The sequence below is a fragment of the Actinomadura fibrosa genome, from assembly GCF_900659615.1.
Classification (GTDB): domain Bacteria; phylum Actinomycetota; class Actinomycetes; order Streptosporangiales; family Streptosporangiaceae; genus Spirillospora; species Spirillospora fibrosa.
Genome location: NZ_CAACUY010000251.1, coordinates 1 through 12,017 on the forward strand (window position 1 = coordinate 1; position 12,017 = coordinate 12,017).

A 12,017-nucleotide genomic window follows, 5' to 3' on the forward strand; every position below is an offset into this window, starting at 1 on the left:
GCACACAGCGTAGTGGGGTGGTGACGGTCAGGGGGTGTGGTTCAGGGCGGCGGCCGCGGTCGCGGCGGCACGCAGGGCGCCTTCGGGCGTCCCGGCGGGCGTCCCGCACGCGGGCGCAAGTCGAAGCGGGCGCGTCGTCAAGAGTTCGAGAACATGCAGGCGCCCGCCGTCGGCGGCGTCCAGGCCCCGCGCGGCAACGGCCGGACCATCCGGCTGCCGCAGGGCGCGTCCCTGACCGACTTCGCCGAGAAGATCGGCGCCAACCCGGCGTCGCTCGTCGCGATCATGATGCACCTCGGCAAGATGGTCACCGCGACCCAGTCGGTGGACCCGGACGACCTCCAGGCGCTGGGCCTCGAACTGGACTTCGACGTCCAGGTCGTCAGCCCCGAGGACGAGGACCGCGAGCTCCTCGAATCGTTCGACATCGAGTACGGCGAGGACGAGGGCGGCGAGGAGAACCTCCAGGTCCGCCCGCCGGTGGTCACCGTCATGGGCCACGTCGACCACGGCAAGACCAAGCTGCTGGACGCCATCCGGCAGGCGAACGTGGTCGCGGGCGAGGCCGGCGGCATCACCCAGCACATCGGCGCCTACCAGGTCGAGACCGAGGTCGACGGCGAGGACCGCAAGATCACCTTCATCGACACCCCGGGCCACGAGGCGTTCACCGCCATGCGCGCCCGCGGTGCCGACACCACCGACCTGGTGGTGCTGGTGGTCGCCGCGGACGACGGCGTCAAGCCGCAGACCACCGAGGCGATCGACCACGCCACCGCGGCGGGGGTCCCGATCGTGGTCGCGGTCAACAAGATCGACGTCGAGGGCGCGGACCCGAACCGCGTCCGGGCGCAGCTCACCGAGTACGGCCTCGTGGCCGAGGAGTTCGGCGGCTCGACCCAGTTCGTCGACGTGTCGGCCAAGCAGGGCATCAACATCGACGGCCTGCTGGAGGCGGTCATCCTGACCGCCGACGCCGAGCTCGACCTGAAGGCCAACCCCGACATGCCCGCCCAGGGCTCGGCCATCGAGGCCAACCTGGACAAGGGCCGGGGCGCCGTGGCGACCGTGCTGGTGCAGCGCGGCACGCTGCGGGTCGGCGACTCGATCGTCTGCGGCGTGGCCCACGGCCGCGTCCGGGCGATGCTCGACGAGAACGGCAACAACGTCGAGGAGGCGGGCCCGTCCCGTCCGGTGCTGGTGCTCGGCCTCGCGGCCGTGCCGAGCGCGGGCGACAACTTCCTGGTCGTCGAGGATGACCGGATCGCCCGCCAGATCGCCGACAAGCGGGTCGCGCGCAAGCGCAACGCCGAACTGCTCCGCAGCCGCAAGAGCAGCTCCCTCGAAGAGCTGTTCAAGGACCTGGAGCGGGGCGAGCGGCAGGAGCTGCTGCTCATCCTCAAGGGCGACGTGTCCGGTTCGGTCGAGGCGCTGGAGGACTCGCTCCTCAAGATCGACGTGGGCGACGAGGTCAACCTGCGGATCATCCGCCGCGGCGTCGGCGCGATCACGCAGGACGACGTCAACCTGTCGCTGGCGTCCGAGGGCGCGGTCATCATCGGCTTCAACGTGCGGCCCGAGCGCAACGCGCAGGAGCTGGCCGACCGCGAGGGCGTCGACATCCGCTACTACTCGGTCATCTACCAGGCGATCGAAGAGGTCGAGGCGGCCCTCAAGGGCATGCTCAAGCCGGAGTTCGAAGAGGTCCAGCTCGGCACCGCGGAGGTCCGCGAGATCTTCAAGGTGCCGCGGATCGGCAACGTCGCCGGTTCGATGGTCACCTCCGGGATCATCCAGCGCAACGCCAAGGCCCGCCTCGTCCGCGACGGCGTCGTGGTGTCCGACAACCTCACGGTCTCCTCGCTGCGGCGGTTCAAGGAGGACGCGACCGAGGTCCGCGAGGGCTTCGAGTGCGGTATCGGCATCGGGTACAACGACATCAAGCTCGGCGATGTCATCGAGTGCTTCGAGATGCGGGAGAAGCCCCGCGACTGAGGCCTCCGGCACGGCCGCGCGGGTCCGCCCTCCCCGGGGCGGGCCCGCCGCGGCCGGCCGCCCGTGCCGGCCCGCGGGCTCATGATCGGAAAAAGCAGTGCCACGGCGCCAGGCGGATCTTCTAGCCTGGCGTCCGTCATTCCCGGCCCGGCCGCCCTCCGGCGGCGCCGGTCCGGGAACACGGCGGCGGTCCGCCGTCGTTCCACCCTGTGAGAATCCCGAGGTGATCGACCAGGTGTACGTGGGTGCGCTGACGCTCGACCTGCTGCTGGGGGACGTCCGGTCGCTGAAGCAGAAGCGGTCCGTCCTCAGGCCCATCATCGCCGAGGTGCACAAGCACTTCCCGGCGGTGGCCGTCGCGGAGACCGGCGGCAACGACCTGCATCGCAGGGCGGAGATCGGGGTAGCGGTGGTGTCGGCCACCGCCGCCAACTGCACCCAGGTGCTCGACCAGTGCGAACGGCTGGTGGCCGGGCGACCGGAGATCGAGCTGCTGTCGGCCAGGCAGCGGCTCTTCAACGACGACGACTGAGCCCGCGGGCTCGGCCGCGGAGTTCTAGAAAAGGAGTGCGATCATGGTGGACGCAGCTCGGGCGCGCAAGCTCGCCGACCGCATCCAGCAGATCGTGGCGGAGATGCTCGAACGCCGGATCAAGGATCCGCGGCTCGGCTTCGTGACCGTGACGGACACCCGCATCACCAACGACCTGCGGGACGCCACCGTGTACTACACGGTGTACGGGTCGGACGGCGAGCGCGCCGAGACCGCCGCCGCGCTGGAGAGCGCCAAGGGCGTCATCCGGTCGGAGGTGGGCCGCAAGACGGGCGTCCGGCACACGCCGAGCATCACCTTCGTCATGGACTCCCTGATGGAGAACGCCGCGCACATCGACGACCTGCTGGCCAAGGCCCGAGCGAGGGACGCCGAGGTGGCGAGGGCGGCGCAGGGCGCCTCCCCGGCCGGCGACGCCAACCCCTACCGCGAGCCGTCCGACGAGGACGACGCCTACGAGGACGACGACGAGCAGGACCCCGACCAGGACGTCACCGCCAAGGGGGGCGAGGACGGCCGTCCGGGGCGCCCGTCATCGTGAGCGGGCCGGAGCGGCGCGCGGACGCGCCGGGCGCCGGCTGGGCGCTGGAGTGCTCGCCGCACGACACGGGCGGGCACTCCACGGGCGGGCACGACGTCGTCCAGCGCGGTGGCGGAGCGAGTACGCGAGCCGGAAACGGCGCGACGATCGCGAGCCCCGGCAACGGCGCACGTCCGGGCAACGGTGCACGTCCGGGCGGTGCACGGTCCGGAGGCACCACGTGCTCCGGGCCCGTGCCGTCCGGCGGCGGCGATCTGGAGTGGGACCGGGCGGTCGAGCTGATCCGCGCGTCCGACGACATCTGCCTCGCCTGCCACGTGGCGCCCGACGGGGACGCGCTCGGCTCCATGCTGGCGCTCGCCCAGGCCCTGCGCGCGATGGGCAAGCGGTGCCGTGCGTCCTTCGGCGAGCCGTTCGCGGTCCCGGCGATCCTGCGGTTCCTGCCGGGCCAGGAGCTGCTGGTCGAGCCCGGCCGCATCCCCGCGGCCCCCGGCCTGATGATCTCGCTGGACGCCGCCGGCCAGGAGCGGCTCGGCTCGCTGGCCGGGCCCGCCGGGCGGGCCGGCGCGCTGATCGTCGTGGACCACCACGCGTCCAACACCGCGTTCGGCGGGGTGCGGCTGGTCGACCCGGCCGCGGCCGCCACGGCGGTGCTGGTCGAGGAGCTGATCCGGCGGCTCGGCGTCCCCCTCACCAGGGACATCGCCCAGGGCCTGTACGCGGGGCTGGCCAGCGACACCGGCTCGTTCAAGTACCCCTGCACGACGCCCGAGGTGCACGACCTCGCGGGACGGCTGCTGGCCGCGGGCGTCCGGCCCGACGCCGTCAGCAGGGAGCTGTGGGACCGGGCCCCGTTCGGGTACCTCCAGGTCCTCGCGGGCGCGCTCGCCCGGGCCCGGCTGGAGCGCGACGCCGCCGGCGGCAGGGGCCTCGTGTGGACGACGATCACGCGCGCCGACCGGGACTCCAAGGACGTCCCGTACGACCAGCTCGAAGGCGTCATCGACCAGCTCAGGCGCACCGACGAGGCCGAGGTCGCCGTCGTGTGCAAGGAGACCGACCAGGACCGCTGGTACATGTCCGTGCGGTCCAAGGGGCGCATCGATCTCAGCGAGGTGTGCGCCGCGCTCAACGGCGGCGGGCACCGGGAGATGGCCGGTTTCGTGTGGACGGGGCCGGTGCACGAAGCCCTCGACCGCCTGCGCGTCCTGCTGGACCGCGCCGCCTGACCGCCCGCCGGGTGCCGTGGCGGGCGGCCGCCGGGCTTCCGGTCAGAAGAACCGTTGCTCCCGCCGGGCCCGTTCGGCCACCCGCCCCATCCTGCGCCGGGCCCAGCGCAGGAGCACCGTCCAGGCGACGGCGGTCACCGCCGCGCCGATCCCCGCGGTGACGGGGTCCCCGGTCCCGAAGGCGATCCGGGTCGCCACCGCGCAGGCCAGCCCGTACGCGACCGCGGTGATGACCCCGATCTGGCGGCGGTTGATGCTGCGCGGGCGCTCGACCCAGACCGAGGGGCCGTCGCTGTACCGCCAAGTCACGTGCGGCGCGAGGTGGGGGTACTCGGTCACGAAGTAGCGGCGGATCCGCGCGGCGGCACGAACGCAGCCGTCCGTGCCGATGTCCCGGACGACCAGGCCGATGTAGGCGTTGGTGCCGACGGCGGCGACAAACAGCGCGGCGGCGAGCATCACGCGTGGCAGCGTTTCGTCGGCCAGTCCCTTGGCGCCGCTGAGTGCCGTGACGAGGCCCAGGGTGGCGCCGACCAGGGTCAGGAACCCGGTCACCCGGGCGTGGCCCTCCGCGCGCAGTCGGCGGAACTCCTCCTCGGCGTTGTGCAACTCCTCCAATAGGAACGCTGTGGCGAGGTCCTCTTGGCGCCTCCTACGCGAAGGCATTCCGGATCCGTGCGATCGCGGCGGCGGCGCGCTCGGGGGCGGGACGCAGTCCGCACGTGGCGAACAACCGCCTTGTCGCCGCCGCGTCCGCGGCATCGATGGACCAGCTCGGCATCGGCATCGCCTCGCTCCTGCTGCCGACCGGCCTCAGCCGGAAACCGGGGACCGTTCTCGAGCAGAACGGATTGTAAGCGGCGATCCGCTCCACGTAAGGGGACATCGGCGGGTCCGCCTGGTAGGCGCCGACCCGCAGAAGCATCCGCCATCCGGGTGCCGAGGCCGGCGCCGGACGGTGCACCGCCCGGGCGCTGAAGGAGACGGCGTTCCCGTGGCCGCAGGGCGCCCATCGCCTGCCGGTCGACATCCACGTCCGTATGTCGCGAGCGACCTCCTGGCTGCCGGCCCATCCGTCGGGGAGCGGCGGCACGTCCGGTCCGACGGCGAACTCGGTGCTCCCCGCGGCGCCGCCCGCGCCGCCCGCGCCGTTGGTGTCGTCCGGGCCGTTCGTGCCGGGCACGGGGGACCGGCCGGGGATGTCCGCGTCGAGGAGGCCGACGAGGGCGAAGCTGCGCCTGCGCGTGAGGTCGGAGACGTCATAGCGTTCCGCTGCGCCCGTCCCGGCAATGGCGCCGGCCCGGTCGATGTGCCAGTCGGGTCGGGTGCCGGGGACCTGGTCCCGGTCGAGCCACAGGGCGCCGACCGTGATCCGGATGATCAACCTGCGGTCCGCGCGCGCCGATTCGATCACCTCGTCCAGGGCGCCGAGGGCCAGGAGCGCGTCGAGCGCGCTGGCGCCGACGGCCCCCGCGTGGTCGGCGAAGGTGTCGAGGGAGCACAGCGTCAACGACGGTTCGTAACGGATCAAGCCGGCGGGCGCCGGAGGGACGAGGCCGTGCGTGCGGATGGGGGCGCGCGTGCCGCGGAAGGCGCCGGTTCCTGCAGGCTTCTTGATCAAAGCTGGTCCTCGGTTGGAAGTGGCCAGGGCAGCAGTGGACCCTGGTGACGCGATCCCGGCAAGGGAAAACGACACACATGCCGTCGGCAGGCGACCTCCGGGGCGGTCTACCTCGACTCGGCCGGCCGCTAGAATCGGTGCTTTCGATCGTCGGCCGAGGTGAAGCGCAAGCATGGATTCGGGACTCGTCATCGTCGACAAGCCCGCGGACTGGACCTCGCACGACGTCGTCGCCCGCATGCGGCGCATCGCGAGGACCCGGCGGGTCGGCCACGCGGGAACGCTGGACCCGATGGCGACGGGCGTCCTCGTGGTCGGCGTCAACCGGGCCACCCGCCTGCTCGGCCACCTCGCGCTGACCGAGAAGGGCTACGACGCGACGATCCGGCTGGGCGAGTCGACCAACACCGACGACGCCGAGGGCGAGACCACCGCGACGGCGTCCGCCGCGTCCGTCACCGACGAGGCGCTGCGCGCGGGCGTCGCCGCGCTGACCGGAACCATCGAGCAGGTGCCGCCGCAGGTCAGCGCGATCAAGGTGAACGGCGAGCGGGCGTACAAGATGGCCCGCAAGGGCGAGGAGGTCGCGCTCAAGCCCCGGCCTGTGACGGTGCACGCCTTCACGGTGACCGATGTGCGGCGGCACGGCGACCTGGTCGATGTGGACGCCTCCGTCGCGTGCTCGTCCGGCACCTACATCCGCGCGCTGGCCCGGGACCTCGGCGCCGCGCTGGGGTGCGGCGGGCACCTGACCGCCCTGCGCCGCACCCGCGTCGGGCCGTACGACCTGGGCATGGCGCGGACGCTCGACGAGCTCGCCGCCGACCTCGCGGTCCTGCCGATGGAGGAGGCGGTCGCCGCGGCCTTCCCGCGCCGGGACGTGTCGGAGGACGACGCCCGCAAGGTCGCGCACGGCGGGCGGCTGCCCGCGGCCGGCCTCGGCCCGGGCCCCGTGGGCGTCTTCGCGCCCGACGGGACGCTGCTGGCCCTCGTCGAGGAGCAGGGCAGGGCAGCCAAGCCGCTCGCCGTCTTCGTTTCCTGAGCCGACTTATCGGACACAATCGGTACCGTGCGTGGTGAGCATCACCAGGCGGATCCCGTGCACCGCAACCTACGGTCGCGTAACCTACGTAACCGTAGGTTCGATGGGTGAGGAGGCGCCTCCATGACGACAGCAGTGACCGACGAGTCCCCGGCACCGTCCCCCGACGGGCCCGAGGCGCCGTCGCCGACGCGGCCGCGGCTGCGCGGCTGGCTCCACCTCGGAGCGTTCCCCGCCGTCCTCGTCGCGGGGCTCGTGCTCGTCGCGCTCGGCCCGTCGCCGGAGGCCCGCCTCGCGTCAGCGGTCTACGTGGCGACCTCCGGCATGCTGTTCGGCATCTCCGGCACCTACCACCGGCAGCGCTCGCACCGGCTGCTGGAGGTCCTGCGCCGCTTCGACCACGCGAACATCTATCTGATCATCGCCGGGACGTACACGCCGTTCGCCGTCGTGGCCCTGGACGGCGGCGTCCGCGTCGCCGTCCTCGCCACCGTCTGGACGGGCGCGGTCGCCGGAGTCGTCTTCCGGACGGTCTGGATCGGCGCGCCGCGCGCCCTGTACGTCACGCTCTACATCGTCCTCGGCTGGGTGGCGGTGCTGTTCATGCCGCAGTTCCTGGACGGCGCCGGCCTCGCCGCCTGCCTGATGGTCGCGGCCGGCGGCATCTGCTACAGCGTCGGCGGCGTCGTCTACGGGCTGCGCCGCCCGAACCCCTCGCCGCGCTGGTTCGGCTTCCACGAGGTGTTCCACGCGTTCACGCTCGCCGCGTACGTCCTGCAGTACATCGCGGTGTCGCTGGTGGTCTACCAGTCCGGCTGAGCGGGGACGTGCCGGAAACCACGCCCCCTCGGGTAACCGTGGCGACCGACACATGGCACCCTTAGGACGACGGTAAGAACCGGGCAGTCACGTCCTACGCAGGGAGAGCATGGTGCGGCGCTGGCATGGCCTCGACGAGGTACCCGCCGACTGGGGCCGTTCGGTGGTCACCATCGGGGTGTTCGACGGTGTGCACCGCGGTCACCAGCGGATCGTCGGCGCCGCCGCGGAGGAGGCCCGACGCCGCGGCCTGCGCTCGGTGGTGATCACCTTCGATCCGCATCCGGACGAGGTCGTGCGCCCCGGCACGCACCCGCCGCTGCTCGCCACGACCCGGCGCCGCATCGAGCTGCTGGAGGGCCTCGGCACCGACGCGGTCGTGGTCGTGCCGTTCACGCTGGAGCTGTCGAAGGTGCCGCCGGACGAGTTCGTCCAGTCGGTGCTGGTCGACCGGCTGCACGCGGCGCACGTGATCGTCGGCGAGGACTTCCGGTTCGGGCACCGCGCCAAGGGCGACGTCGCGCTGCTGAAGGAGCTCGGCGAGAAGTACGACTTCACCGCCGAGGGCATGCCGCTGGTCGCCAACGGCGACCCGATCTCCTCCACCTACATCCGCGCGAGGCTGGAAGCCGGCGACGTGGAGGCGGCCGCGCAGGCGCTCGGCCGCCCGCACCGCGTCGAGGGCGTCGTCGTGCGCGGCCACCAGCGCGGCCGGGCGCTCGGCTTCCCGACCGCCAACCTGGAGACGCTGCCGCACACCGCGGTCCCCGCGGACGGCGTGTACGGCGGCTGGCTGGTCTGCGACTCCGACCGCTACCCGGGGTTCCGCTGGCCCGCCGCGATCTCGATCGGCACGAACCCGACGTTCGAGGGGGCGGGGGAGCGGACCGTCGAGGCGTACGCGCTGGACCGCGACGACCTCGACCTGTACGGCGAGCACATGGCCGCCGACTTCACCGCCCGCATCCGCGACACGCTTAAGTTCGACTCCATCGAGGCGCTGATCGAGGAGATGCACCGCGACGTGGCCCGCGCCCGGGAGCTCACCGCCGAGTGACGGGCGGCTGGGCGCGAACCCGCCGTGACCTCGGCATTTTCCTCGCCCGAAGCGGGCATACCCTCTGTGACCAGCCGGTTTCTGCATCGTGACGGTGCGGCTTTCGGGCATGGTACGGTGAATAGTCGCCGGGAAGGGCCCCGGCGCGGCTGGCTGCACCCTCATGCGGCCCGCCACCCTCTCAATACGCACCATGCGGACCTGCGCGCCCTTCGGGCCCGGGATCTGCGGGTGACGATCTCACTGAAGGAGCCACGTGTCGCTCGACACCGCCACGAAGAACCAGATCATCGCTGAGTACGCGACCACTGAGGGTGACACCGGTTCCCCGGAGGTCCAGGTCGCACTGCTGACGCGACGCATCAACGATCTGACCGAGCACCTCAAGGAGCACAAGCACGACCACCACAGCCGCCGCGGCCTCCTGCTGCTGGTCGGCCGTCGTCGCCGGCTCCTGAAGTACCTGAGCAACAAGGACATCAACCGCTACCGGCAGCTGATCGAGCGACTCGGTCTGCGCCGCTAGCACGGTGAGGGAGCGGCCCGCCGGGCCGCTCCCTCCGTCGTAGGGCCGACGGGGCGTGCCGCCCCGCCCGGTCCCGCGCCGGCGGCCCGGTCCCGACGGGCCGGCCCCGGCGCAGCGGCCGCCCGTCCCACGGGACGGGCGGGCCGTCCAACTGGAGACAAGCCTCGCGGACACCGCTGGTGCGGGCCGGTCCTCGGTAGTGGCTTCCGGATCCGTGCCGCCGCTCCGGCGCGCACCCCGATCCGGGTGCTTCGATCGAAGACCGGCAGCGTGAAAAGCCACGGGAAACGGCCGCGGGGACCGACGAAGGAACCTTGAGGAGGTTTCCCGTGACAGAAGCCGTGCGCATCGACGGCGCGCAGAGCACCGAGGCCGTGATCGACAACGGCACGTTCGGCACCCGCACCATCCGGTTCGAGACGGGCCGGCTGGCCCGGCAGGCGGCCGGCTCGGCCGTCGCCTACCTCGACGACGAGACGATGGTGCTGTCGGCGACCACCGCGTCGAAGAAGCCCAAGGAGAACCTGGACTTCTTCCCCCTGACCGTGGACGTCGAGGAGCGGATGTACGCGGCCGGGCGCATCCCCGGCTCGTTCTTCCGCCGCGAGGGCCGCCCGTCCGAGGACGCGATCCTCACCTGCCGCCTGATCGACCGGCCGCTGCGCCCCTCGTTCACCAAGGGGCTGCGCAACGAGATCCAGGTCGTCGAGACGATCATGGCGTTGCACCCGGACCACCTGTACGACGTCGTGGCGATCAACGCCGCGTCGATGTCCACCCAGCTCGCGGGCCTGCCGTTCTCCGGCCCGATCGGCGGCGTCCGCGTCGCGCTGATCGACGGCCAGTGGGTCGGCTTCCCCACCCACCCCGAGCTGGAGCGCGCCACCTTCGACATGGTGGTCGCCGGCCGGGTGCTGGAGGACGGCGACGTCGCGATCATGATGGTCGAGGCGGAGTCCACCCGCGACACCCTGAGGCTCGTCGGCGAGGGCGCGACCGCCCCGACCGAGGAGACCGTCGCGGCGGGCCTGGAGGCGGCGAAGCCGTTCATCAAGGTCCTCTGCAAGGCGCAGAGCGACCTCGCGGCCGTGGCCGCGAAGGAGACCGCCGAGTACCCGATCTTCCTGGACTACCAGGACGACGTGTTCGAGGCCGTCAGCGGAGCCGTCAGCGACGACCTGGCGCAGGCGCTGACCATCGCCGGCAAGCAGGAGCGCGAGGCGCGCCTGGACGAGCTGAAGGCCGGCCTGGCCGACAAGCTCGGCGAGCAGTTCGAGGGGCGCGAGAAGGAGATCTCCGCCGCGTTCCGCGCCGTCACGAAGAAGCTGGTCCGCGAGCGGGTCATCCGCGACGGGCTGCGCATCGACGGCCGCGGGCCGAAGGACATCCGCCAGCTCACCGCCGAGGCCCACGTGATCCCGCGGGTGCACGGCTCGGCGCTGTTCGAGCGCGGCGAGACGCAGATCCTCGGCGTGACGACGCTGAACATGCTCCGCATGGAGCAGATGATCGACACGCTGAACCCCGAGCGCACCAAGCGCTACATGCACAACTACAACTTCCCGCCCTACTCCACCGGCGAGACCGGCCGGGTGGGGTCGCCGAAGCGCCGCGAGATCGGCCACGGCGCGCTCGCCGAGCGCGCGCTGATCCCGGTCCTGCCGACGCGCGAGGAGTTCCCGTACGCGATCCGGCAGGTGTCGGAGGCGCTCGGCTCCAACGGGTCCACCTCGATGGGCTCGGTGTGCGCGTCCACCATGTCGCTGCTGGACGCGGGCGTCCCGCTGAAGCAGATGGTGGCGGGCATCGCGATGGGCCTCATCAACGAGGGCGGCGAGTACGTCACGCTCACCGACATCCTCGGCGCCGAGGACGCGTTCGGCGACATGGACTTCAAGGTCGCCGGCACCCGCGACGTCATCACCGCGCTCCAGCTCGACACCAAGCTCGACGGCATCCCCGCCTCGGTGCTGGCCGCCGCGCTGAAGCAGGCCAAGGGCGCGCGCCTCGCGATCCTGGACGTCATGCAGGAGGCGATCGAGGCCCCGGCCGAGATGAGCCCGAACGCGCCGCGGATCATCACGATCAAGGTCCCGGTCGACAAGATCGGCGAGGTCATCGGCCCCAAGGGCAAGATGATCAACTCGATCCAGGACGACACCGGCGCCGACATCACGATCGAGGACGACGGCACCATCTACGTCGGCGCCACCGACGGCCCGTCCGCCGAGGCCGCGCGGCAGGCGATCAACGCGATCGCCAACCCGCACATGCCGGAGGTCGGCGAGCGGTTCCTCGGCACGGTCGTCAAGACCACGACGTTCGGCGCGTTCGTGTCGCTGCTGCCCGGCAAGGACGGCCTGCTGCACGTCTCGCAGATCCGCAAGCTGCACGGCGGCGCCCGGATCGAGAACGTCGAGGACGTCATCGGCGTCGGCGAGAAGATCCAGGTCGAGGTCACCGAGATCGACCAGCGCGGCAAGCTGTCGCTGGTGCCGGTCGAGGTGGTCGAGCGCGAGGCCGCCGACCGCGCCGAGAAGGGCGAGGCCGGTGAGGCGCCCGCCGCGCCGGACGCGTCCGACGCGCCGCGGGGCGACGCGGGCGAGCGCCGGGAGCGGGGCGACGACGACGGCG

11 protein-coding genes are annotated in these 12,017 nt (G+C 72.2%); 9 read left to right on the top strand and 2 right to left on the bottom strand.

Annotated elements, in window-relative coordinates; genetic code table 11:
* Nucleotides 1–153: 153 nt before the first annotated feature.
* From infB to E1300_RS41175, 4 genes are all read left to right on the top strand, one after another.
* Nucleotides 154–1,995 carry a translation initiation factor IF-2 gene (infB, locus tag E1300_RS41160; RefSeq protein ID WP_242619723.1) on the top strand — a complete coding sequence of 614 codons (1,842 nt, stop codon included), beginning with the start codon at nucleotides 154–156 and terminating at the stop codon, nucleotides 1,993–1,995.
* A gap of 223 nt (nucleotides 1,996–2,218) precedes the next feature.
* Nucleotides 2,219–2,527 carry a DUF503 domain-containing protein gene (locus E1300_RS41165; RefSeq protein ID WP_242619724.1) on the top strand — a complete coding sequence of 103 codons (309 nt, stop codon included), beginning with the start codon at nucleotides 2,219–2,221 and terminating at the stop codon, nucleotides 2,525–2,527.
* Between the two features lie 43 nt (nucleotides 2,528–2,570).
* Complete coding sequence (gene rbfA, locus E1300_RS41170; RefSeq protein WP_131762711.1) at nucleotides 2,571–3,089, top strand: 30S ribosome-binding factor RbfA; 519 nt, start codon at nucleotides 2,571–2,573, stop codon at nucleotides 3,087–3,089.
* Nucleotides 3,086–4,318 (top strand): DHH family phosphoesterase, encoded by a 1,233-nt coding sequence (locus E1300_RS41175; protein ID WP_306440695.1) that lies wholly within the window; start codon nucleotides 3,086–3,088, stop codon nucleotides 4,316–4,318. Before rbfA ends, E1300_RS41175 begins: the two co-directional genes overlap by 4 nt.
* Nucleotides 4,319–4,360: 42 nt before the next feature.
* Here E1300_RS41175 and E1300_RS41180 read toward each other — a convergent pair whose 3' ends face one another.
* Both E1300_RS41180 and E1300_RS41185 read right to left on the bottom strand, forming a co-directional pair.
* A complete protein-coding gene (locus E1300_RS41180) occupies nucleotides 4,361–4,936 on the bottom strand; it encodes a hypothetical protein (RefSeq protein ID WP_165503226.1) in 576 nt (191 codons plus the stop codon).
* Nucleotides 4,937–4,970: 34 nt separating this feature from the next.
* The gene (locus tag E1300_RS41185; protein ID WP_131762713.1) at nucleotides 4,971–5,828 is read right to left on the bottom strand and encodes a hypothetical protein; all 858 of its coding nucleotides are present in this window, start codon (nucleotides 5,826–5,828) and stop codon (nucleotides 4,971–4,973) included.
* A gap of 283 nt (nucleotides 5,829–6,111) precedes the next feature.
* Here E1300_RS41185 and truB point away from each other — a divergent pair, with 283 nt between their 5' ends.
* The 5 genes from truB to E1300_RS41210 form a co-directional block, all read left to right on the top strand.
* Nucleotides 6,112–6,981 (top strand): tRNA pseudouridine(55) synthase TruB, encoded by an 870-nt coding sequence (gene truB, locus E1300_RS41190; protein ID WP_131762714.1) that lies wholly within the window; start codon nucleotides 6,112–6,114, stop codon nucleotides 6,979–6,981.
* A gap of 123 nt (nucleotides 6,982–7,104) precedes the next feature.
* A complete protein-coding gene (gene trhA / locus E1300_RS41195) occupies nucleotides 7,105–7,800 on the top strand; it encodes a PAQR family membrane homeostasis protein TrhA (RefSeq protein ID WP_131762715.1) in 696 nt (231 codons plus the stop codon).
* A gap of 112 nt (nucleotides 7,801–7,912) precedes the next feature.
* On the top strand, nucleotides 7,913–8,857 hold the full coding sequence (locus E1300_RS41200) for a bifunctional riboflavin kinase/FAD synthetase (RefSeq protein ID WP_131762716.1): 945 nt from the start codon (nucleotides 7,913–7,915) through the stop codon (nucleotides 8,855–8,857).
* A 256-nt stretch (nucleotides 8,858–9,113) separates the two neighbouring features.
* The gene (rpsO, locus tag E1300_RS41205; RefSeq protein WP_021599383.1) at nucleotides 9,114–9,383 is read left to right on the top strand and encodes a 30S ribosomal protein S15; all 270 of its coding nucleotides are present in this window, start codon (nucleotides 9,114–9,116) and stop codon (nucleotides 9,381–9,383) included.
* Between the two features lie 329 nt (nucleotides 9,384–9,712).
* The coding region (locus tag E1300_RS41210) for a polyribonucleotide nucleotidyltransferase (RefSeq protein WP_370785776.1) at nucleotides 9,713–12,017 on the top strand (2,305 nt) is incomplete at its 3' end.

Bases quoted from the DNA above. Each gene is read 5' to 3' on its own strand.
- infB (WP_242619723.1), top strand. From the start codon at position 154: ATGCAGGCGCCCGCCGTCGGCGGCGTCCAGGCCCCGCGCGGCAACGGC.
- rbfA (WP_131762711.1), top strand. From the start codon at position 2,571: ATGGTGGACGCAGCTCGGGCGCGCAAGCTCGCCGACCGCATCCAGCAG.
- truB (WP_131762714.1), top strand. From the start codon at position 6,112: ATGGATTCGGGACTCGTCATCGTCGACAAGCCCGCGGACTGGACCTCG.
- trhA (WP_131762715.1), top strand. From the start codon at position 7,105: ATGACGACAGCAGTGACCGACGAGTCCCCGGCACCGTCCCCCGACGGG.